17 protein-coding genes are annotated in these 22,495 nt (G+C 62.6%); 11 read left to right on the top strand and 6 right to left on the bottom strand.

Annotation, left to right across the window (positions count from 1 at the left end; all coding sequences use genetic code 11):
* The first annotated feature begins 67 nt into the window (after nucleotides 1-67).
* The 5 genes from AA098_RS01285 to AA098_RS01305 all read left to right on the top strand — a co-directional run bounded on the left by AA098_RS01285 (nucleotide 68) and on the right by AA098_RS01305 (nucleotide 7,259).
* A complete protein-coding gene (locus AA098_RS01285; protein ID WP_064613750.1) occupies nucleotides 68-2,320 on the top strand; it encodes a heavy metal translocating P-type ATPase in 2,253 nt (750 codons plus the stop codon).
* 9 nt (nucleotides 2,321-2,329) lie between these two features.
* Nucleotides 2,330-3,199 carry a LysR family transcriptional regulator gene (locus tag AA098_RS01290; RefSeq protein ID WP_003249038.1) on the top strand — a complete coding sequence of 290 codons (870 nt, stop codon included), beginning with the start codon at nucleotides 2,330-2,332 and terminating at the stop codon, nucleotides 3,197-3,199.
* 231 nt (nucleotides 3,200-3,430) lie between these two features.
* Nucleotides 3,431-4,489, top strand: a complete 1,059-nt coding sequence (locus AA098_RS01295) for a putative 2-aminoethylphosphonate ABC transporter ATP-binding protein (protein WP_003249040.1) — start codon at nucleotides 3,431-3,433, stop codon at nucleotides 4,487-4,489.
* A gap of 1 nt (nucleotide 4,490) precedes the next feature.
* The gene (locus tag AA098_RS01300) at nucleotides 4,491-6,215 is read left to right on the top strand and encodes a putative 2-aminoethylphosphonate ABC transporter permease subunit (RefSeq protein WP_004575857.1); all 1,725 of its coding nucleotides are present in this window, start codon (nucleotides 4,491-4,493) and stop codon (nucleotides 6,213-6,215) included.
* Between the two features lie 18 nt (nucleotides 6,216-6,233).
* Nucleotides 6,234-7,259: a putative 2-aminoethylphosphonate ABC transporter substrate-binding protein gene (locus tag AA098_RS01305; protein ID WP_064613751.1), complete on the top strand. Its 1,026-nt coding sequence runs from the start codon at nucleotides 6,234-6,236 to the stop codon at nucleotides 7,257-7,259.
* Nucleotides 7,260-7,535: 276 nt separating this feature from the next.
* Here AA098_RS01305 and AA098_RS01310 read toward each other — a convergent pair whose 3' ends face one another.
* Both AA098_RS01310 and AA098_RS01315 read right to left on the bottom strand, forming a co-directional pair.
* Nucleotides 7,536-8,900 carry a GTPase/DUF3482 domain-containing protein gene (locus AA098_RS01310; RefSeq protein WP_004577212.1) on the bottom strand — a complete coding sequence of 455 codons (1,365 nt, stop codon included), beginning with the start codon at nucleotides 8,898-8,900 and terminating at the stop codon, nucleotides 7,536-7,538.
* Complete coding sequence (locus AA098_RS01315; RefSeq protein ID WP_014861704.1) at nucleotides 8,893-10,284, bottom strand: DUF2868 domain-containing protein; 1,392 nt, start codon at nucleotides 10,282-10,284, stop codon at nucleotides 8,893-8,895. Before AA098_RS01315 ends, AA098_RS01310 begins: the two co-directional genes overlap by 8 nt.
* A 54-nt stretch (nucleotides 10,285-10,338) precedes the next feature.
* Between AA098_RS01315 and AA098_RS01320 the strand changes: the two genes are divergently transcribed.
* Nucleotides 10,339-10,854, top strand: coding sequence for a dihydrofolate reductase (locus tag AA098_RS01320; RefSeq protein WP_003249048.1), 516 nt, complete (start codon nucleotides 10,339-10,341; stop codon nucleotides 10,852-10,854).
* 563 nt (nucleotides 10,855-11,417) lie between these two features.
* On the opposite strand, the gene AA098_RS01325 is transcribed toward AA098_RS01320, so the two are convergent.
* On the bottom strand, nucleotides 11,418-12,809 hold the full coding sequence (locus AA098_RS01325) for an L-cystine transporter (RefSeq protein ID WP_003249050.1): 1,392 nt from the start codon (nucleotides 12,807-12,809) through the stop codon (nucleotides 11,418-11,420).
* A 244-nt stretch (nucleotides 12,810-13,053) separates the two neighbouring features.
* Between AA098_RS01325 and AA098_RS01330 the strand changes: the two genes are divergently transcribed.
* Nucleotides 13,054-14,109, top strand: a complete 1,056-nt coding sequence (locus AA098_RS01330) for a phosphorylcholine phosphatase (RefSeq protein WP_003249051.1) — start codon at nucleotides 13,054-13,056, stop codon at nucleotides 14,107-14,109.
* Between the two features lie 8 nt (nucleotides 14,110-14,117).
* On the opposite strand, the gene AA098_RS01335 is transcribed toward AA098_RS01330, so the two are convergent.
* A complete protein-coding gene (locus tag AA098_RS01335) occupies nucleotides 14,118-14,786 on the bottom strand; it encodes an FMN-dependent NADH-azoreductase (protein WP_082916825.1) in 669 nt (222 codons plus the stop codon).
* A gap of 102 nt (nucleotides 14,787-14,888) precedes the next feature.
* Here AA098_RS01335 and AA098_RS01340 point away from each other — a divergent pair, with 102 nt between their 5' ends.
* Nucleotides 14,889-15,779 (top strand): LysR family transcriptional regulator, encoded by an 891-nt coding sequence (locus tag AA098_RS01340; protein ID WP_003249054.1) that lies wholly within the window; start codon nucleotides 14,889-14,891, stop codon nucleotides 15,777-15,779.
* Nucleotides 15,780-15,849: 70 nt separating this feature from the next.
* On the opposite strand, the gene ilvD is transcribed toward AA098_RS01340, so the two are convergent.
* Complete coding sequence (gene ilvD / locus AA098_RS01345) at nucleotides 15,850-17,691, bottom strand: dihydroxy-acid dehydratase (RefSeq protein WP_003249056.1); 1,842 nt, start codon at nucleotides 17,689-17,691, stop codon at nucleotides 15,850-15,852.
* A 270-nt stretch (nucleotides 17,692-17,961) separates the two neighbouring features.
* On the bottom strand, nucleotides 17,962-19,158 hold the full coding sequence (locus tag AA098_RS01350; RefSeq protein WP_004575470.1) for a class I SAM-dependent rRNA methyltransferase: 1,197 nt from the start codon (nucleotides 19,156-19,158) through the stop codon (nucleotides 17,962-17,964).
* A gap of 175 nt (nucleotides 19,159-19,333) precedes the next feature.
* Here AA098_RS01350 and AA098_RS01355 point away from each other — a divergent pair, with 175 nt between their 5' ends.
* The 3 genes from AA098_RS01355 to AA098_RS27750 all read left to right on the top strand — a co-directional run bounded on the left by AA098_RS01355 (nucleotide 19,334) and on the right by AA098_RS27750 (nucleotide 22,422).
* Nucleotides 19,334-20,152, top strand: a complete 819-nt coding sequence (locus tag AA098_RS01355; RefSeq protein ID WP_173881454.1) for an HDOD domain-containing protein — start codon at nucleotides 19,334-19,336, stop codon at nucleotides 20,150-20,152.
* Between the two features lie 3 nt (nucleotides 20,153-20,155).
* Nucleotides 20,156-20,968 carry a bifunctional DNA-formamidopyrimidine glycosylase/DNA-(apurinic or apyrimidinic site) lyase gene (gene mutM, locus AA098_RS01360; RefSeq protein WP_004575471.1) on the top strand — a complete coding sequence of 271 codons (813 nt, stop codon included), beginning with the start codon at nucleotides 20,156-20,158 and terminating at the stop codon, nucleotides 20,966-20,968.
* 99 nt (nucleotides 20,969-21,067) lie between these two features.
* A protein-coding gene (locus AA098_RS27750) for an IS3 family transposase (RefSeq protein WP_085983016.1) occupies nucleotides 21,068-22,422 on the top strand; the annotation gives its coding sequence in 2 pieces (ribosomal slippage) (nucleotides 21,068-21,541 and nucleotides 21,544-22,422; 1,353 coding nt in all).
* Nucleotides 22,423-22,495: the final 73 nt, after the last annotated feature.

Raw genomic sequence — 22,495 nt, forward strand, 5'->3', positions numbered from 1 at the left:
AGTGGCTTGACCCTATAGTGGCTACAGGGTGTTCACTTGGCAACAGGCTCAATTTAAGGATGACCCCATGAACCAGCCTGTCAGCCACGAACACAAGCACCCGCACGATCACGCTCATGGTGATGACGACCATGGCCATGCTGCCCACGGCCACAGCTGCTGCGGCGCCAAAACCGCGCCGCCGCTGGTGCAACTGAGCGAAACGGCCAGTGCCCAGGCACAACTCAGCCGTTTCCGCATCGATGCCATGGACTGCCCCACCGAGCAGACCCTGATTCAGGACAAACTGAGCAAGCTGGCCGGTATCGAACAGCTGGAATTCAACCTGATCAACCGCGTGCTTGGCGTGCGCCATACCTTGGACGGCACCGCCGATATCGAGCGGGCTATCGACAGCCTGGGCATGAAGGCCGAGCCGATTGCCGCCCAGGACGACGGCAGCGCCAGCGTGCCACAACCGGCCAAGGCCCGCTGGTGGCCACTGGCATTGTCGGGCGTCGCCGCGATCGCCGCCGAAATCGTGCACTTTGCTGCACTGGCCCCTGAGTGGGTGGTAGCGGGACTGGCGCTTGCCGCGATCCTCGGTTGCGGCCTGGGTACCTACAAGAAGGGCTGGATTGCCCTGAAAAACCGTAACCTCAACATCAATGCGCTGATGAGTATCGCCGTGACGGGGGCCGTATTGATCGGCCAGTGGCCGGAAGCGGCTATGGTGATGGTGCTGTTCACCGTTGCCGAACTGATCGAAGCGCGCTCGCTGGACCGTGCGCGCAATGCCATCGGCGGGTTGATGCAGCTGACCCCGGACATGGCTACGGTGCAGCAGGCCGATGGCCAGTGGCGCGAGCTGGACGTGCGTGAGGTGGCCATCGGCGCACTGGTGCGGGTGCGCCCCGGTGAGCGCATCGGCCTGGACGGTGAAGTGACCAGCGGGCAATCCAGCGTCGATCAGGCGCCGATTACCGGCGAAAGCCTGCCTGTGGAGAAGGGGGTGGGCGACAAGCTGTTCGCTGGCACCATCAACCAGGCGGGGGCGCTGGAGTTTCGCGTCACCGCCGCTGCCGGGCAGTCGACCCTGGCGCGGATCATCAAGGCTGTGGAGGAAGCGCAGGGCGCGCGGGCGCCTACCCAACGCTTCGTCGACCGTTTCTCGCGTATCTACACCCCGGTGGTATTCGCCATTGCCCTGGCCGTGGCGCTGTTACCCCCGCTGTTCATGGCTGGCGCCTGGTTCGACTGGGTTTACCGCGCCTTGGTGCTGCTGGTGGTGGCCTGCCCCTGCGCGCTGGTGATCTCGACCCCGGTGACCATCGTCAGTGGCCTGGCCGCCGCTGCGCGCAAAGGCATCCTGATCAAGGGTGGCGTGTACCTGGAGGGTGGCCGCCACCTGGATTTCCTGGCCCTGGACAAGACCGGCACCATCACCCATGGCAAGCCGGTGCAAACCGACGCCAAGGTGCTGGCGCCGCTGTTCGAAGACCGTGCGCAAGCCTTGGCGGCCAGCCTGGGCGAGCGTTCGGACCACCCGGTGTCCCGCGCCATTGCCGAGTTCGGCAAGCAGCAAGGCCTGGCCTTGAGCGAGGTCAGTGACTTCGCCGCCCTGGCCGGGCGTGGCGTGCGTGGTGTCATCGCCGGTGAGGTCTACCACTTGGGCAACCATCGCCTGGTCGAGGAACTGGGGCTGTGTTCGCCAGCGCTGGAGGCCCAGCTTGACGCGCTGGAGCGCCAGGGCAAGACCGTGGTCCTGCTGCTCGACCGATCCGGCCCTCTGGCACTGTTCGCCGTGGCCGACACGGTCAAGGACAGCAGCCGTCAGGCGATCGCCGAATTGCATCAACTGGGTATCAAGACTGTCATGCTGACCGGTGACAATCCGCATACTGCGCAGGCCATTGCCGCCGTGGTGGGGATCGACCGCGCCGAGGGCAACCTGTTGCCGGCCGACAAGCTGAAAACCATTGAGGCGTTGTACGCCCAAGGCCATCGGGTAGGCATGGTCGGTGACGGCATCAACGACGCCCCGGCGCTGGCCCGCGCCGAAATCGGTTTTGCCATGGCTGCTGCCGGCACCGACACCGCCATCGAGACGGCTGATGTGGCACTGATGGACGATGACTTGCGCAAAATCCCGGCCTTCGTCAGGCTGTCGCGCCAAAGTGCGGCGATCCTCATGCAGAACATCGTTCTGGCGTTGGGCATCAAGGCGATATTTCTGGCGATCACCTTTGCCGGCATGGCCACGATGTGGATGGCGGTGTTCGCTGATATGGGCGTGAGCTTGCTGGTGGTGTTCAACGGCTTGCGCCTTTTGCGCAAATAGAGGACGTGCATGCTGAGTTCCGAGCTGAAGGCCTTCTACATGGTGGCCCGTCTGGGCAGCATTACCCAGGCGGCGAAGAAGCTAGGCCTCAGCCAGCCCACGGTGACCACGCAGATCCGCAGCCTGGAAGGCCAGTACGCCGTGGAGTTGTTCTACCGCGGCGGGCGGCGCCTGGTGTTGAGCGAGGAGGGCTTACGCCTGCTGCCGATGGTCAAGGCGCTGCTGCAGCAGGAAGCCGACATCGAGTTCGAGCTGCGCAACAGTGGTCAGGCCCAGGGCAGCCTGCGCATTGCGGCCACTGCGCCTTACTACATCCTCGACCTGGTCAAGATCTATCGCGAACGCTTGCCGCAGGTTGAAGTGGCGGTGGAGATCGGCAACTCGCAGCAGGTGCTGGAAATGCTCGAGGATTACCGGGTGGATATTGCCGCGTCGTCGCAATGGGTGGAGGACGCGCGGTTGGTGCGGCGGATACTGGGCACTGACCCCTTGGTGGTGGCGGTGCACCGCAACCACCCTCTGGCCCAACGCCAGACGGTGTCGATCGAGGTGGTGTCGGGGCATTGCCTGCTGATGCGCGAGAAGGGCTCGACCACACGCAAGCTGACCGAGCAGATGATGCAGGAGGCCGGGGTCAAGGCCGGCGCCCTGATGGAGATCGGCAGTCGCGAGTCGATCCGCGAAGCGGTGCTGCGCAATATCGGCATCAGCGTGATTGCCCGTCATGAGGTGCCGCACAACCCCGAACTCCGGGTGCTGGCGCTGGAGAATGCGCCGGTGATGCACGAGTACCTGTATTGCCTGAAGGAGCGGCGCCAGGCCCGGTTGCCGGCGGCATTCCTGGGGGTGGCGCAGGAAGTGGCCGGTTCGCAGTTCTAGATTTTTGCTGGCTTCTTCGCGGGTAAACCCGCTCCTACATTTCAGCGTACCCGCGTGCCTGCATTTTCCGCGAACATGCATGCCGTTGTAGGAGCGGGTTTACCCGCGAAGAGGCCGGCACAGGCCACTACTAAATCTGCCTATACCACTATCACCGGCTTTTGCCTTAAAGCCACAGAACCTTCGCACAGCCTGCCTAGCATGGCCCCATCTCTTCGATGAGGCCATGCCATGAACCACACCACCCCCGGCGCACAGATAAAAGTGTGCAACATCCACAAGCGCTTCGGTGCCTTTACGGCGCTCAACGATGTCTCGCTGGACATCGCCGCGGGCGAACTGGTGTGCCTGCTCGGCCCGTCCGGTTGTGGCAAGACCACGCTGCTGCGCTGCATTGCCGGCCTGGAGCGCCAGGACCGCGGTACGCTGTACATCGGCGAACGCGATATCTCCAAGCTGTCACCCCAGGCGCGGGACTACGGCATCCTGTTCCAGTCCTATGCGCTGTTTCCCAACCTTACCGTCGAAGCCAATATCGCCTATGGCCTGACGGGCAGTGGTCGCGAGCAGGCCCGTCAGCGGGTGGCCGAAATGCTCGAACTGGTTGGCCTGTCTGGCAGCGAGAAGAAGTACCCAGGCCAGCTCTCCGGTGGCCAGCAGCAACGTGTGGCCCTGGCCCGCGCGCTGGCACCGTCGCCATCGCTGCTGCTGCTCGATGAGCCGATGTCGGCGCTGGACGCCCGGGTGCGCGAGCACTTGTGCACCGAACTGCGTCAGCTGCAGCGCCAACTGGGCATCACCACGTTGATGGTTACCCACAACCAGGACGAGGCGATGTTGATGGCCGACCGCATTGCGGTGATGAACAACGGTCAGGTCGAGCAGTACGCCACCCCGCAGGAAATCTACGACCACCCGGCCACGCCGTTCGTGGCCGAGTTCGTTGGCCAGGGCAACTGGCTGCCGTTCCAGCGCCGCAGCGACAGCCATGCCCTGGTCGGCGACATGAACATGCGCCTGGCGCCGGGTTCAGCCCAGGCCAGCAGTGGCCGGCTGTTCTGCCGCCCGGAGGCGATCACGGTCAACCCGGTGGTGCACGAAGAAAACCTGTTCCCGGCCATGGTCCGCGAAATCACCTTTCTCGGTAACCGCTGCCGCATGAGCTTTGAACTCAAGGCCCTGCCAGGCCATGCCCTGCTGGCCGAACTGGCACCCGAGGCCATGCCGCGCCTGGGTTCGCAGGACATCTGGGTGGCATTGCCGCCGCAGAGCCTGCAGGTGTTTGCCTGAGATGGCCGCGCCAATGCCCCTGCCGTTGAGCCAGGCCAACGTCGCGCCGCGTGCTGGCATCGCCCTGGGTGACCGGCTGTTCGTCATCGGCGGCAAGAGCCTGCTGCTGATTCTGTTGGTGCTGGCCGTGCTGATGCCGTTGCTGGCGATCTTCTGGCGTGGTTTCAGCGGTGAAGCGGGCCAGGGCGGTGGCTTGCTGGCGGCCCGTGAATTGTTCACCAGCGCCAGCTTCCATTGGTTGCTTGGCAACAGCCTGTCGGTGGCCTTCACTGTCGCGGCCATTGTGGTACCGCTGGCCTATTTGTTCGCCTTTGCCCTGCAACGCACGTTGATCCCGGCCAAGGGCCTGTGGCGGGGGATTTCGCTGCTGCCATTGCTGGCACCGTCGATGCTGCCGGCGATCGCCCTGGTCTACCTGTTTGGCAATCAGGGCCTGCTGCGTGGGTTGCTCAGCGACAATATCTACGGCTTCTGGGGCATCGTGCTGGGCGAGGCCATCTACACCTTCCCGCATGCGCTGATGATTCTGCTGTCGGCACTGTCACTGGCCGATGCTCGCCTGTTCGATGCGGCCTCCAGCATGGGGGCAGGCTCGTGGCGGGCGTTCACCAGCATCACCTGGCCAGCCTCGCGCCAGGCAGTATTCGCGGCGTTCTGCCTGGTATTCACGCTGACTATCACAGACTTCGGTGTACCGGTCGTGGTGGGGGGCGATTATCAAGTGCTGGCGCTGGAAGCTTACAAGGCGGTGGTGGGCCAGCAACAGTTCGGCCGTGGTGCGCTGATCGGCATGGTGCTGCTGTTGCCGGCCCTGTTCAGCTTTACCGTCGACGCCTGGCTGCGTAGACGCCAGGGCGAGGCCATGGGTGGCCGTGCGCAGGTGTTCGAACCCAAGCCATCACGCGGTCGTGATGCCTGCTTCCTGACCATTGTGCTGCTGGTGTGCGCGGCGTTGCTGGTGGTGATCGGTATGGCGGTGTACTCCTCGCTGGTCACTTTCTGGCCCTACAACCTGTCGTTGTCGCTGCGCCACTACCTGTTCGAAGACACTGCCGGTGGCGGCTGGCTGGCCTACCGCAATAGCGTGACCATGGCCATTGGCACCGCACTGATCGGCAGCATCGTGATCTTCACCGGTGCCTACCTGATGGAGAAGACCCAGGGCCAACGCCTGCTCAACCATGCGCTGCGCCTGCTCAGCTTCATCCCCATGGCCGTGCCGGGCCTGGTGCTGGGCCTGGGCTACGTATTCTTCTTCAACCTGAACGGTAACCCGCTGCATGTGCTGTACGGCGGCATGGGGTTGCTGGTGGTGTGCACCATTGCCCATTACCTGACCACCGCGCAGATGACCGCGACCACCGCCCTGCGCCAGCTCGACGGCGAGTTCGAGGCTGCCGCGATGTCGCTGAAAGCGCCGCTGTACAGGCACTTCCTGCGCGTGACCGTGCCGATCTGCCTGCCGGCACTGCTGGATATCATCCGCTACCTGTTCGTATCGGCAATGACCACCGTGTCGGCAGCGATCTTTCTGTACAGCCCCGACACCCTCCTGGCTGCCGTTGCCGTGCTGAACATGGACGACGCCGGCAACGTTGGCGGTGCTGCCGCCATGTCCACCTTGATTCTGCTGACCAGTGCCGGCGCTTCACTGTTGCTGGCTGCAGCCTCGCGCGGCCTGCTGCGCCGCTCCCAAGCCTGGCGCCAACGCGCCGCGACCGTCTGACCTGAAAGGAACCTACCCATGCACAAGCTCCTTGCCCTTGCCGCTGCCGTTTCCGCCGTGTTCAGCCTGCAGGCTTCGGCCGCTGCTACCCAGCTGACGGTCTACACCGCTCTGGAAGCCGAGCAGCTGAAAACCTACAAACAGGCCTTCGAGAAAGCCAACCCGGATATCGAGATCAAGTGGGTGCGTGATTCCACCGGCATCATCACTGCCAAGCTGCTGGCGGAGAAAGAGCGCCCGCAAGCCGACGCTGTGTGGGGGCTGGCGGCATCGAGCCTGGCCATCCTCGATCAGAACGGCATGCTCGAAGCTTATGCGCCCAAGGACCTGGGCAAGATTTCCGGCAATTATCGTGACGCCGCCAACCCGCCAGCCTGGGTCGGCATGGACGTGTGGGCCGCCACCATTTGCTTCAACACCATCGAGGCCGAGAAACAGGGCCTGAGCAAACCGGTGAGCTGGCAGGACCTGACCAAGCCTGAGTTCAAAGGCAAGATTGTCATGCCCAACCCGGCCTCGTCCGGCACCGGCTTCCTGGATGTCAGTGCCTGGTTGCAGACCTTTGGCGAGCCGCAGGGTTGGGCCTACATGGATGCGCTGCACCAGAACATCGGGCAGTACGTCCATTCCGGCTCCAAACCGTGCAAGTTGGCGGCGGCGGGCGAGTTCCCGATCGGTATTTCGTTCGAATACCCGGCCGTTCAGCTCAAGCGCCAAGGCGCGCCGTTGGACATCGTGTTGCCAAAGGAGGGTTTGGGCTGGGAGATCGAGGCAACCGCAGTGATCAAAGGCTCGCCCAAGGCCGATGCGGCCAAGCGCCTGGCCGATTTCTCGGCCAGCCCGGCGGCCATGGAGCTGTACAAGGAAAACTTCGCCGTACTGGCCGCGCCGGGCATCGCCAAGCCGCAAACCGAGCTGCCGGCGGATTATGAGCAGCGGTTGATCAAGAACGACTTTGTCTGGGCTTCTAAAAACCGTGACCAGATTCTGGCCGAATGGCGCAAGCGCTATGACGGCAAGTCGGAGAAGGTGGCCCAGCAGTAACGCTTCACTATTGCAGGGCCGGCCTCTTCGCGGGTAAACCCGCTCCTACACAGATTGGTGGTGGGCACACATCGGGGGTTGGACACAGGCCGCCGTGTAGGAGCGGGTTCACCCGCGAAGAGGCCGGCCCTGCTGGCCAATCTCCACCCGCCGTTCACCGTTGCCGCCGCCACCGTATTCGCGGGTTAACCCGCTCCTACGCAGATTGGGGGTGGGCACACTACACAGGCCGCCCGTAGGAGCGGGTTTACCCGCGAAAGGGCCGACCCTGCTGGCTCAAATCTGTGAAACCAGCGCCTCCAGCTGTTCCTGCCGCTCAGCCTGATTCAGCTTCGCCCCGGGATTCAGGGTGGACCATTGCGGGTGCGCCCGCGCCTTGACCAGCGCCTCCGGCAACTTGCCCTCACGCCAGGCCTTTTCATCCAGCTCACCCAGCCTGATGCTGTCCTGCGCCGCATGCCCGCGGTTATCCAGCGCCACCATCAACTGCTGCTGACGCAAGGCCAGCAAACGCAATACAGTGTCGTCCACGGTCAGCTCGCGCTTGCCCTTGAGCTTGCCCATCAACCGTGCCCCATAGTTGCGCGCCGTCTGCAGCGCGCCACCGGCAATCGCCCCGGCCAGCGCCGCCGCGCCGAGGGTAAGGCCACCAACCAGCAAATCGACCCCGGCCCCCGCTGCCGCCCCCGCCGCCACGCCGCTGCCCAGGCGCACGCCCAGCAGTTTCAACGTCTCCGGATTGAACAAGTCATCGCCCCAGCGGCCGTCCAGCAACGGCAGGTCGCTGGCATGGGCGTCCTCGCGGCGGAAGGCATACAGCTTGAGCAAGGCTTCGACGCAGCGTTGTTCTCGTTGGCGTATGTCCTGGCGCAGCGCTTCGATGGCCCGAGCTTCTGCCGCTGGTTCGGCCTCGACACTGCGCCGGCATGCAGCGCAATCGAGCAGCAGTTCGGCGATCAGGCGCTTGCCGCTGTGCCGGCGTGCCAAGCGCTGCGCCTGCTGGTCGTCGATCAGCCGTTGCAGCGCCGGGCGGGCGTTTTCCAGCAGCAGCGCCAGGCTTTCATACAAACGGCGCTCGCCATCCTCTGGCGGGGCCACGCTGTCGAACCGGACCAATGCGTGAAGCCCAAGCCGGGCAAGGGCTTCACGCCATTCCGGCTCGCGGTGCTGGCTGCTGGCGACGAAGTTGAGCACCGGCAGCAACGGCTTGCCGCAGTTGGCCAGTACTTCCAGTTCGTCGCGGTACTTGGCCAGCACCGGCTCGCGCGCATCAATCACATACAGCCCGGCATTACTGGCCAGCAATTGGCGCAATACCTTGGCCTCCTGCTCGAAACGTTGGCGCGCTTCGCTGCCCTGCAGAAAACGCTCCAGCCGGGCCGGGCCGTCCAGGCGCTCGCCCGGGCGTTCCAGACGTTCAAGGTAGTCGAGCAGGGCGATGGCATCTTCCAGGCCCGGCGTGTCGTACAGCTCCAGCAAGGGTTCACCGTCCACAGACAGCCGCGCACCTTCCACATGGCGGGTAGTGCTGGGGCGGTGGGACACTTCGCCAAAACCGACGTCGCGGGTCAGGGTGCGCAGTAGCGAGGTTTTGCCAACATTGGTATGGCCGACCACGGCCAGTTTCAGTGGCTCAGTCATGGCCATGCTCCAGCCAGGTCAGCGGTGAGGTGTCGGCATGTTGCAGGCCAAGGCGGTCAAGGGCTTCGTGCCAATCGCCCAGGCGCTCGGCATCGAGGGGCTGGCCTGGTGCAGCCTGCAGCAGCCAGATACGGGTTGCGCCGGCATTGCGCGCCAGTTCGGCGAGCAGCGCCAAACTGCCGCGGTCCGGCGAGCGACGTGGGTCGCAGGCGATGGCCAGGCGTGCCGGTGGGAAGCGGCTGAGCTGTTCCAACAGCCGGTTGCGTGATTCGCGGCTGTCGAGCACGCCGGCATCGGTCACGCTTTTCGGCAGGGCGGGTGGCCAGGGGCGCTGGTCGTCCAGCTCCAGGCCCACCAGCAGGGCACCGCTGCTGCCGCTTTCCAGCTGCCCGGCGGCAAACTGCGGCAAGGCTTGCGGGGCAGCATCCTGCACGCCCATGCGTTCGCTGCGCGGCATCAGTGCCTCGCGCAGTTGCGCGTAGCCGGGCAACCCCAGGTCCAGCGTCAGGCGTTCACGGCCCTGGCGCCAGCGCCACAGGCATAACCCGGCCAGCAGCAGGCGGGGCAGCAGGCCGTATACCAGCACCACGCCGAGCAGCCAGCTGGCCCAGGCCTGGCGGGCCACGTCCAGGGCTGGCAGGCTGTCGCCGCTGGCGCGGATCATGGCTTCGTCGGGCACGGCGAAGCCCAGCAACGAGGGGAGGGCGCCCAGCGCTTGGGTCAGGTGAATGAATGGGTCGGCGGCGAGCAAGGTGGTTTCCCAGACAAAGCCATAGCGCCGGGTCGCCAGCAAGACCAGCAGCATGCCCAGCGCGGTGAGCATCGCCAGCAGCCACAGGCCGTGTACCAACAGGCCGAGCAGCCACCGGTTGAGGCGTTGACGTTGCAGCAGCACCAGCAGCGCTGGCGCCAGGTGCGCGGCCTTGGCATCGCGGGCGAAGCGTTCGCTTAGCCACAGCCACAAGCGGCCCAGCCCTGCGCCATGCTCGCCGCTCAGGGCAAAACCCATGCCCCAGCCAAGTAGCATCAGCAGGTTCAGCCCGAGCAGGCTGCCCAGCGCCCAGAACACATTCACCGGGCGCTGCCCGTCACCGAGGGCGGCCAGCCCCAGGCCCGCGCCGCTGAGCACGGCCATCAGCAACAAGGCCAGCAGCGCCAGGCGCGCGCCCTGCTTCCAATGGCGCAGGGCGCCGGTCATGTCATCGCGCTCGGCCAGGAACAGCGCACGTGTTTCGATGCGCGTGGCCAGGTCGCCACCTAGCTGGCGGGCGTAGCGGTTGGCTTCCTGGTCTTCCAGCGGGCCGGCATGTTCTTCGCGCAGGCGTACCGCTTCGGTGAGCCAGCGCTTGTCCAGTGGCGTGGGTGCAGTCACAAGGTCTTCCATTGCACAGGTCAAGGCAGAAGCATAACCCACACGCCCGGTGCTATCCTCGCTGGCATGAATACATCACTCCCCCTCAGCCTGATCGCGGCTTATGCCGAGAACCGCGTGATCGGCATCGACAACTCCATGCCCTGGCATTTGCCGGGGGACTTCAAGTACTTCAAGGCCACCACCCTGGGCAAGCCGATCATCATGGGGCGCAAGACCTGGGACTCGCTGGGGCGGCCGCTGCCTGGGCGGTTGAACATCGTGGTCAGCCGCCAGCCGGGGCTTGAGCTTGCAGGTGCCGAAGTGTTCGCCTCGCTTGAAGAGGCGTTGGTGCGGGCCGAGCAGTGGGCGCGCGAGCAGGGCGTCGGTGAGCTGATGCTGATTGGTGGGGCGCAGCTGTATGGGCAGGCGCTGGAGAAGGGGCTGGTCAGCCGCATGTACCTGACGCGGGTTGAGTTGGCGCCAGAGGGGGATGCGTGGTTCCCGGCGTTTGATGAAGGGCAGTGGAGGCTGACTTCTAGCGAGGCACAGGCTGAGGAAGGTAAGCCGGTGTATCACTTCGAGGTTTGGGATAAGGGGTGAGATTGTTGGGGGCTGCTCTGCAGCCCTTCGCGGGTGAACCCGCTCCTACAGCGGCCTGTGTCCGACCCCCGATGTGTATCCACCACCCTGTAGGAGCGGGTTTACCCGCGAATACGATAGCGGCAGCAACGGTGGACGGCGGGTGAAAATTGGCCAGCAGGCCTGGCCCTTTCGCGGGTGAACCCGCTCCTACAACGGCCTGTGTCCGACCCCGATGTGTATCCACCACCCTGTAGGAGCGGGTTTACCCGCGAATACGATCGCGGCGGCAACGGTGAACGGCGGGTGAAAATTGGCCAGCAGGCCTGGCCCTTTCGCGGGTGAACCCGCTCCTACAGCGGCCTGTGTCCGACCCCCGATGTGCATCCACCACCCTGTAGGAGCGGGTTTACCCGCGAATACGGTAGCGGCGGCAACGGTGAACGGCGGGTAAAAATTGGCCAGCAGGCCTGGCCCTTTCGCGGGTAAACCCGCTCCTACGGGGGACCGCAGGGTGTTCAGATTTTGAGCAAGATACAAGCGGCCTTGTTGCGAAAGGGGCGCAACGCGCCCCCGGCAATCTATCAGGTGTGGCTCAGCTCGGCATGTTCATCACCGGCCAGCACTTCCTTGTCAGTCTCTTTCAACAGCTGGCTGGTGACAACGCCCGCCGTCATCGAACCGTTCACGTTCAACGCCGTTCGACCCATGTCGATCAGCGGCTCCACCGAAATCAGCAACGCCACCAGTTCCACCGGCAAGCCCATGGCTGGCAGCACGATCAGCGCGGCAAAGGTGGCACCGCCGCCCACGCCGGCAACCCCTGCCGAACTCAGCGTGACGATGGCCACCAGGGTGGCGATCCACAGTGGGTCGAAGGTGTCGATGCCCACCGCTGGCGCGACCATCACCGCCAGCATGGCAGGATAGAGCCCGGCACAGCCGTTCTGGCCAATGGTGGTGCCGAACGATGCGCTGAAGCTGGCGATCGATTGCGGCACGCCCAGACGGCGGGTTTGTGCTTCGATGTTCAGCGGAATGCTGGCGGCGCTGGAGCGGCTGGTGAAGGCGAAGGTCAGCACCGGCCACACCTTGCGGAAGAAGCGCAGCGGGCTCACGCCGGTGGCGGCGAGGATGATGCCGTGCACCACGAACATCAACCCCAGGCCCAGGTACGACACCACCACGAAGCTGCCCAGCTTGAGGATGTCCTCTGTGTTGGAACTGGCCACTACTTTGGTCATCAACGCCAGCACGCCATAGGGGGTCAGCTTCATCACGACCCGCACCAGGCGCATTACCCAGGCCTGCAGGGTGTCGATGGCCGACAGGGCGCGCTCGCCCTTCTCGGCGTCGTCCTTGATCAACTGGAGCGCGGCCAGGCCGAGGAACACGGCAAAGATCACCACGCTGATGATCGAGGTCGGCTTGGCCCGCGCCAGGTCGCCTACCGGGTTGCTGGGGATGAACGACAGCAGCAGTTGCGGGATGTTGAGGTCGGCAACCTTGCCCGCGTAGTCACTGTGGATAACCTGCATGCGTGCGCTTTCCTGGGCGCCGGCCACCAGGCCCTCGGCGCTGAGGCCGAACAGGTTGGTCAACACAATGCCGATCAGGGCGGCAATGGCCGTGGTCAGCAGCAGGGTGCCGATGCTCAGCACGCTGATGCGGCCCAGCGAAGAGGCAGTGTGCAAACGTGCCACGGCACTGAGGATCGAGGCGAAGATCAGCGGCATGACGATCATCTGCAGCAGGCCGACATAGCCGTTGCCGACCAGATCGAGCCAGGCGATGGTTGCCTTGAGCACGGGGTGGCCAGCGCCATAGATCGTGTGCAGCACAAGGCCGAAGACCACGCCCAGCACCAGGCCAAGCAGTACCTTCTTGGCCAGGCTCCAGTCGGTGCGGCGGGTTTGTGCCAGGCCCAGCAAAAGGGCCAGGAACGCCAGCAGGTTGAGTGACAGCGGCAGGTTCATTGAAGCTCCAGCAGAAAAAAGCAGAAGTGGCATCGCCTCTGTGAGCGATTGCGAACGGAAATGCTAACAGCCTGAAAACAAACGAATTTATACCCAAATGGAATTTGCATAGTCGTTTATGGAATAACGGGATGTCGCAGATTGCAATGAACAAGGCGTTTGCGGCTGCCTGGAGGTCGTTATCGGGGGCTTGCAGTGGGGAATGTTGCACTAGCGTTTCTGGGTCATTTCAGGAGATTCGTACATGAAAGTCGCTGTGAAAGCCGCCGCCATTGGCCTGTCCCTGCTGTTCAGTATCGAAACCTTCGCCACGGAGCTCAAACACTGGCCCGCCGACGCGGCCAAACAGCTCGACAGTATGATCGCCGCCAATGCCAACAAGGGTAACTACGCGGTATTCGACATGGACAACACCAGTTACCGCTATGACCTGGAAGAAGCCTTGCTTCCGTTCATGGAAAACAAGGGCCTGCTAAGCCGCGACAAGCTCGACCCTTCGTTGAAGCTGATGCCGTTCAAGGACACTGCCGAGCACAAGGAAAGCCTGTTCAGTTACTACTACCGGCTGTGTGAAATCGATGACATGGTCTGCTACCCGTGGGTAGCCCAGGTGTTCTCCGGCTTTACCTTGCAGGAGCTGAAGGTGCAGGTGGATGAGCTGATGGCTTCGACCAAGCCGATCCCCAGCACCTATTACGAAGGCGACCAGGTCAAGGCCATCGAGGTTCAGCCGCCCAAGGTCTTCAAGGGCCAGGCCGAGCTGTACAACAAGCTGATGGAGAACGGCATCGAGGTCTATGTGATTTCGGCGGCCTCCGAGGAGCTGGTGCGCATGGTCGCCTCGGACCCCAAGTATGGTTACAACGTGAAGCCCCAGAACGTGATTGGCGTGAGCCTGCTGCTCAAGGACCGCGCCAGCGGCCAGCTGACCACTGCGCGTAAGCAGATCAGCGCCGGGCACTACGATGCCAAGGCTAACGAGGGCCTGGAGCTGACCCCTTACCTGTGGACCCCGGCCACCTGGATGGCGGGCAAGCAGGCGGCGATCCTTACCTACATCGATGAGTGGAAGAAACCGGTGCTGGTGGGCGGCGACACGCCGACCAGCGATGGCTACATGCAGTTCCACGGGGTGGATGTAGGCAAAGGTGGTATCCACCTGTGGATAAACCGCAAGGCCAAGTACATGGACCAGCTCAACGGGATGATTGCCAAAAATGCAGCGGCGCAGGCCAAGGAAGGGTTGCCGGTGACGGCAGACAAGAACTGGGTGATCGTCACGCCGGAGCAGATCCAGTAACGGGAATATCAACCATCGCGGCCCACAATGAGGGTCTGGGCCGCTTTCTGGTCAATGTTCTGTGCCAACAGGGTCGCTTGTTCAATGGCATTTTCACGAATCCTGGCGCCCTCAGGGCCGAGGGTCTGTTCGACCACTACACTGTGCGCCTGGTTAATCCCAACGAAGCGAAACCATGTGTCGATGAAGGTTTTTTCCAGGCCAAAAAACTGGTCGGGTGTCTGTGAGGTGGGCCCGTACCCCAAACCACGGGTGTAGATGGCAACCGCTCGACGCCCGCCAAGCATGCCGTTCAACCCGTGTTCATCGAAGGTGAACAGCACGTCTTTGTGTGAAATTGCGTCGATCAGGTGCTTGAGCTTGTACGGAATGCCGAAATTCCACAACGGTACGCTGAACACCAAGGTATCCGCCCGGTGGAACCGTTGAGCGAGGGTCTTGATCCGATCCCATGCAGCGGCCTGTGCGGTTGACAGCGGGGCATCGCCAAGCCCTGCGTATTTCGCCGCGAGCAAGGCGCCATCTACTTCAGGCAGGTCGCATTCCCAAGGATTCAGGTGGTCGATTTCCACCGCTTTGCGCTCGGCCAATGCCGCCAGGAATGCGTCGGTAATCTGAGCGGAAACGGACCGCTCTCCTCTGGGTGAGGCGCAGACATACAAGATACGTTCAACCACGGGGCTTCTCCCAGGTAGTGTTGATGAGCCTTGCCTGACGCTTCACCGCCCAGGCGTTCGGCGCACAGTCTGATTCAGGGCGATTCATTATAGAAATGACGTATGCTCGCGAGATTGAGTGAGATAGGTGATGAATCTGTGTTCGATACTGTGCTTTTGCGGAGCTTGATTGCCGTTGCCGACACCGGTGGTTTCACCCGCGCTGCGCACAGGCTGCACCTTACGCAGTCGGCGATCAGCGCTCATATTCGGCGGCTTGAACGCGAAGCTGGACAAAAATTGCTGGAGCGTACGACCCGCTCGGTCAGCCTGACACCTGCAGGCGCTCGGTTGGCAGGCTATGCCCGCACCATCCTGGCGTTGCACGATGATGCCCGCGCAAGCCTTGGAGCAGGGCGGCGGGTGTCAGGCACGGTGTACGTGGGGTTGAGCGAGGAAATGGTGAAAGCCCCGATCATCGACTGCATGCGTCGTTTTTCGGTGGCACATCCCGATGCAGAGGTGTCCCTGACCGTCGGCCTGACTGGGGAGTTGCTCTCGCTCGTCCACTCGGGTGGGCTGGATATCGTATTGGGCAGCCGCTGCAGCGATGAAGAACGGGGCGAGGTGCTTTGGTCCGAGCCATTGGTGTGGGCGAGAGGGCCGATTGCGCTGGGCAGCGATGAGGTCACCACGCCTGTGCCCTTGGCGGTATTTTCTGATCAATGCCCTTATCGGGCCGCAGCTATCGAGGCCTTGGTACGCGCCGGGCGGCAATGGCGCATCGTTTGCCAGAGCCCGAGTGTCGGCGGGCTGATGACCGCCGTAAGTGGCGGGCTTGGGGTAACGCCTGTCACACGATCGTCTGCTCTGGCTGCCGGCCTGGTGGAAGTGTCGACGTTGCCAACCTTGCCTCAAGCGCAGTTCGTGCTGACGTCGGCGGCGACACCGAAGCGCTCGGCTGCCCTGCTGCTGGCGCAATTACGCCAATGTGTCGCGAAGGGAGAGCTTTGATCCGGCCTTTATCCACAGGCAAAAAAAACCGGCGTACGAGACGCCGGTTGTGCAAATGCCAGAAAAGCCCTTACAGCCCTTCGAGCATTGCCTTGTTACGCACTGCGCCTTTGTCGGCACTGGTGGCCAGCAGGGCATAGGCCTTGAGCGCGGTGGTCACCTTGCGTGGACGGACCTCGGCTGGCTTCCAGCCCTTCTTGTCCTGTTCGACACGGCGTTCCGCCAGCTCTTCATCGCTGACCAGCAGGTTGATCGAACGGTTAGGGATGTCGATCAGTACCTTGTCGCCGTCGCGCACCAGGCCGATGGCGCCGCCCGCCGCGGCCTCTGGCGAGGCGTGGCCGATCGACAGGCCCGAGGTACCGCCCGAGAAGCGACCGTCGGTGAGCAGGGCGCAGGCCTTGCCCAGGCCTTTGGACTTGAGGTACGAGGTCGGGTAGAGCATTTCTTGCATGCCCGGGCCGCCTTTCGGGCCTTCGTAGCGGATGATGACGATGTCGCCGGCTTTCACCTCGTCGGCGAGGATGCCGCGCACGGCGCTGTCCTGGCTTTCGAAGATCTTCGCGGTGCCCTCGAACACGTGGATCGATTCGTCCACACCGGCCGTTTTGACCACGCAGCCATCCAGTGCGATGTTGCCGTACAGCACGGCCAGGCCGCCCTCTTGCGAGTAGGCGTGTTCGAAGCTGCGGATGCAGCCGTTTTCACGGTCGTCGTCGAGGGTTTCCCAACGGGTCGACTGGCTGAATGCGGTCTGGGTCGGGATACCGGCCGGGCCGGCCTTGAAGAAGGTGTGCACCGCTTCGTCATCGGTCTGGGTGATGTCCCATTTGGCGATGGCTTCTTCCATGCTGCGGCTGTGCACGGTCGGCAGGTCGGTGTGCAGCAGGCCACCACGGGCCAGCGAACCGAGGATGCTGAAGATGCCGCCGGCGCGGTGGACGTCTTCCATGTGGTACTTCTGGATGTTTGGCGCCACTTTGCACAGCTGCGGCACTTTGCGTGACAGGCGGTCGATGTCGCGCAGGTCGAACGCCACTTCACCTTCCTGTGCTGCGGCCAGCAGGTGCAGGATGGTGTTGGTCGAGCCGCCCATGGCGATGTCCAGCATCATGGCGTTTTCGAACGCTTTGAAGTTGGCGATGCTGCGTGGCAGGACCGACTCGTCATTCTCGCCGTAGTAGCGCTTGCACAGCTCGACGATGGTGCGGCCGGCCGTGAGGAACAGCTGCTCGCGGTCGGAGTGGGTGGCCAGGGTCGAACCGTTGCCCGGCAGGGCCAGGCCCAGGGCTTCGGTCAGGCAGTTCATCGAGTTGGCGGTGAACATGCCGGAGCACGAACCGCAGGTCGGGCAGGCGCTGCGCTCGTATTCGGCGACTTTTTCGTCGGAGGCCGTGGAGTCGGCCGCGATGACCATGGCATCGACCAGGTCCAGGCCGTGGCTGGCCAGCTTGGTCTTGCCGGCTTCCATCGGGCCGCCGGAAACGAAGATCACCGGGATGTTCAGGCGCAGGGCGGCCATCAGCATGCCGGGGGTGATCTTGTCGCAGTTGGAGATGCAGACGATGGCGTCAGCGCAGTGCGCATTGACCATGTACTCCACCGCGTCGGCAATGATTTCGCGGCTTGGCAGCGAGTACAGCATGCCGTCGTGGCCCATGGCGATGCCGTCATCGACCGCGATGGTGTTGAATTCCTTGGCCACGCCACCGGCGCGTTCGATTTCGCGAGCCACCAGCTGGCCCAGGTCCTTCAGGTGCACATGGCCCGGTACGAACTGGGTGAACGAGTTGGCGATGGCGATGATCGGTTTCTTGAAGTCTTCGTCCTTCATCCCGGTGGCGCGCCAAAGGGCACGGGCGCCGGCCATGTTGCGGCCTTGGGTGGAAGTCTTGGAACGATAATCAGGCATGAAACACTCCTGGCGGCTTAATCAGGTCACAAATAGGGGAGTGAGCTTCTCTTGTCCTTTGCGCCGCAGGCCGGTTGCCACTGGCACGGATGGGGCCAAGACCGCGCGGGATCGCCGCGTGCTTGACCAGAGCTCATAAACCCGCCGGGGATGACTGGCGATGAATAGGCCGATTCTACACCGCTGGCGCGGTGAGGGAATGCAGATGTGGATGGTTGGCGGGGGGATTGCGGCAGGAAAGGGCCGCTGGGCGGCCCTTTTTGGCAGATATCAGCTGTTTGGCAGTAACCGGCAGGTGATGCTTTTGATGTAGCGGGTTTCGGCGATGGCCGGGTGTACCGGGTGATCCGGGCCCTGACCGCCTCGCTCGAGCAGCTGCATGTTGCGGTCCAGGTGGCGGGCGCTGGTCAGCAGGATGTTGTTCAGGTCGTCCTCGGGCAGGTGCATCGAGCACGAGGCGCTGACGAGGATGCCGTCTTTGTTCAACATGCGCATGGCCTGTTCGTTCAGGCGGCGGTAGGCCGCTTCGCCGTTTTTCAGGTCTTTTTTGCGCTTGATGAAGGCAGGTGGGTCGGCAATGATCACGTCGAAGCGTTCTTCGGCCGCCTTGAGTTCGCGCAGGGCTTCGAACACGTCGCCTTCGATGCAGGTCAGCTTCTCGCTGATGCCGTTCAGTGCAGCGTTACGCTCCACGCCGTCCAGGGCAAAGCCCGAGGCATCGACACAGAACACTTCGCTGGCGCCGAAGGCACCGGCCTGTACGCCCCAGCCACCGATATAGCTGAACAGGTCGAGTACACGCTTGCCCTTCACGTACGGTGCCAGGCGGGCGCGGTTCATGCGGTGGTCGTAGAACCAGCCCGTCTTCTGGCCTTCGCGCACCGGGGCTTCGAACTTGACGCCGTTCTCTTCCAGCGGCACCCAGTCCGGTACTTCGCCGTAGACGGTCTCGACATAGCGCTGCAGGCCTTCGGCGTCGCGCGCGGCCGAATCGTTCTTGAACAGGATGCCGCTGGGCTTGAGCACCTGCACCAGTGCGGCGATCACGTCATCCTTGTGCGCTTCCATGGTGGCCGAGGCCAACTGCACCACGAGGATATCGAAGAAACGGTCGACCACCAGGCCTGGGAGCAGGTCGGAGTCACCGTAGACCAGACGGTAGCACGGCTGGTCGAACAGGCGCTCGCGCAGCGACAGGGCGACGTTCAGGCGGTGTACCAGCAGCGACTTGTCCAGCGGCAGCTTGATGTCGCGTGACAGCAGGCGGGCGCAGATCAGGTTGTTCGGGCTCAGTGCGACGATGCCCAGCGGCTTGCCGTTGGCTGCCTCGAGAATGGCCTGCTGACCCGCCTGGAAGCCTTGCAAAGGGGTCGCGCTGACATCGACTTCGTTGCTGTAGACCCACAGGTGGCCGGCGCGCAGGCGGCGGTCGGCATTGGCTTTGAGGCGAAGGCTGGGCAGGGACATGACGTCGCTCCGGGAAAAAGAGCGGGATTATAGCGTGTCTGCAGTGCTTTAGCTTTTACAGGTGTGGTGCCCGGGGGCGCTTAGAGGGTTAAAATCCCCCGTCCTAAACGAGTGTGTACGTATGTCCCAAGAACTCAGCGCCGAACAGATCCAGCAAGCCTTGCAAGGCATCACCATCCCGCCTCAACCGCAGATCATGGTCGATCTGCAGTTCGAGCAGTACATGCCTGACCCGGACCTGGAAACCATCGCCAAGCTGATTTCCCAGGACCCGGGCCTCTCTGGCGCCTTGCTCAAGCTGGTCAACTCTCCGCACTTCGGGTTGTCCAACAAGATCGGTTCGATCCAGCGTGCGGTAAACCTGCTGGGGAGCCGTTCGATCATCAACCTGATCAACGCCCAGTCGATCAAGGGCGAGATGAGTGACGAGACCATCGTTACCCTCAACCGCTTCTGGGATACCGCCCAGGACGTCGCGATGACCTGCCTGACGCTGGCCAAGCGTACCGGCATACAGGCGGCGGACGAGGCCTATACCCTTGGCCTCTTCCATGACTGTGGCGTGCCGTTGATGCTCAAGCGCTTCCCCAATTACATGGACGTGCTGGAAGAGGCATACGCCAAGGCCGACGAAGAAACACGCGTGGTCGATACCGAAAACCGCACGTTCAACACCAACCATTCAGTGGTTGGCTACTTCACAGCCAAATCCTGGCGCTTGCCCGAGCACCTCAGTGCGGCCATCGCCAACCACCACAATGCCTTGGCCGTGTTCCGCGACGATACCTCGCGCAATACCCAGAGCCAGCTGAAAAACCTGCTGGCGGTGCTGAAGATGGCTGAGCATATCTGCGCGTCCTACCGGGTGCTGGGCAACCAGGCGGTGGACCACGAATGGAATGTGGTCGGCCCTTTGGTGCTCGATTACATTGGTTTGTCGGAATACGATTTCGAAAACCTCAAGCAGAACATTCGCGAGTTGGGCGGACACTGACACATGCCGGAATTGCCAGAAGTAGAAACCACCCGGCGCGGTATTGCGCCACACCTGGAAGGCCAGCGCGTCAGCCGTGTGGTGGTACGCGACCGGCGTCTGCGCTGGCCGATTCCGGAAGACCTCGATGTGCGCCTGTCAGGGCAGCGCATCGTCAGCGTGGAGCGACGTGCCAAGTACCTGTTGATCAATGCCGAAGTGGGTACGCTGATCAGCCACTTGGGCATGTCGGGCAACCTGCGGCTGGTCGAGCTGGGCTTGCCGGCGGCCAAGCATGAGCATGTCGACATCGAGCTGGAGTCCGGGCTGATGCTGCGCTACACCGACCCACGCCGCTTTGGTGCCATGCTGTGGAGCCTGGACCCTCTGAACCATGAGCTACTGCTGCGCCTGGGGCCTGAGCCGCTGACCGACCTGTTCGATGGTGAACGGCTGTTCCAGCTGTCCCGCGGGCGGTCGATGGCGGTCAAGCCGTTCATCATGGACAACGCGGTGGTGGTAGGGGTGGGCAACATCTACGCCACCGAGGCGTTGTTTGCCGCCGGTATCGACCCACGCCGGGAGGCGGGCGGGATTTCCCGGGCGCGCTACCTGAAGCTGGCGACCGAGATCAAACGGGTGCTGGCGGCGGCCATCGAGCAGGGCGGTACCACCCTGCGCGACTTTATCGGTGGCGACGGGCAGCCGGGGTACTTCCAGCAGGAACTGTTTGTGTACGGGCGTGGCGGGCAGCCGTGCAAGGTATGCGGCACTGAGTTGCGCGAAGTGAAGCTGGGGCAGAGGGCGAGCGTGTACTGCCCGCGCTGCCAACGATAAAACGTTCGCTGCAAACCTGTTGAAGCAAAACCTGAACGTTGGCGCGGTAACTGGACTGCCCCCAAGAAGTTGGACACTAATCCAACCCTTGGGGGATCTATGGGTAAGTACACCGAGCAATTCAAGCTCACAGCGATCACAGCCTACCTGGATGGCAGCAACGGTTTCCGAAAGGTGGCTCAACACTTAGGTATCGATTTCAGCCTGCTTCGACGCTGGGTGGCCAGTTATCAGGCCAATAATGGCATTGGTCCAGGCTCGCATGGGCGGCGCTATACCAGTGATTTCAAACAGCAGGTGCTTAGCTATATGCACGAGCATCGGCTTTCGCTGCGCCAGACCGCTGCACACTTTGGTCTTGGGCAGTCCTCTCAGATAGGCATTTGGCAGCGGCAGTACTACAGTGGCAGTCCTGCACCCTCTACTGCCATCAAGCCAAGAAAGCCAATCGACGTGTCGAAGAAGATCAAGCCTGCCAAACCCACCGATACCAATGATGATCAGAAGTCTCGAGATCAGCTGATGGCTGAACTTGAGTACCTGCGCATGGAGAATGCTGTCCTAAAGGAGCTCAAGGCTCTGCGCGAGGAAAAGGAACGAACACGCGGGAAAAAGTCCTGATCGTTTCCAAACTCAAGCGCAGATTTCCTTTGCCTGACCTCCTTCAACTGGTCGAGCTGGCGCGCAGCACCTTCTACTACCAGCTCAAAGCTCAGCAGAAGCCAGATCGGCATGCTGAGCTCAAGGCATTGGTGCATCGCGTCTACCACGAGCAGAAAGGGCTTTATGGTTATCGCCGTATCGCACTCGTAATCAGGAAGGAAAAGCGGGTGAACAAGAAGGTCATTGAACGGCTGATGGCTGAGCAGGGATTGAAATCAGTAGTGCGCCCCAAGAAATATCGCTCCTATCGAGGTACCGTCGGTAAAGTGGCAGCGAATGTACTGGAGCGAAATTTTATCGCTCAACGCCCAAACCAGAAGTGGGTGACTGACGTAACCGAGTTCAAAGTAGCTCAACAGAAGCTCTATCTGTCGCCCGTGATGGATTTGTACAACGGCGAAATCGTGGCCTACGAAATGGCCAGTCGCCCGTGCTATAGCCTGGTTGGGAACATGCTTGGCAAAGCGCTCGATTGCCTGGGAGAGAAACCGAAGCTCGTGCTGCATTCGGATCAGGGATGGCATTACCAGCAGGCGCAATACCGCCGTAAGCTAAGCGAATGCGGGGTAAAGCAGAGCATGTCTCGAAAAGGCAATTGCCTGGACAACGCGGCCATGGAAAGCTTCTTCGGCACGCTCAAGTCTGAGTTTTTCTACCTGAAGCGTTTCGAGAGCATTGATGAGCTGAGAGCGGGTCTGGATGAGTACATTCACTACTACAACCATGATCGCATCAAGCTGAGGCTCAATGGCCTGAGCCCTGTGGAGTACAGGGCTCAGGCTGCAGCTTAAAACTGTCCAACTTTTGGGGGGCAGTCCATAACTGTGGGAGCGGGCAAGCCTGCGAAGCAGGCGACGCGATGAA

It is taken from the genome of Pseudomonas sp. JY-Q, from assembly GCF_001655295.1.
Lineage (GTDB): Bacteria > Pseudomonadota > Gammaproteobacteria > Pseudomonadales > Pseudomonadaceae > Aquipseudomonas > Aquipseudomonas alloputida.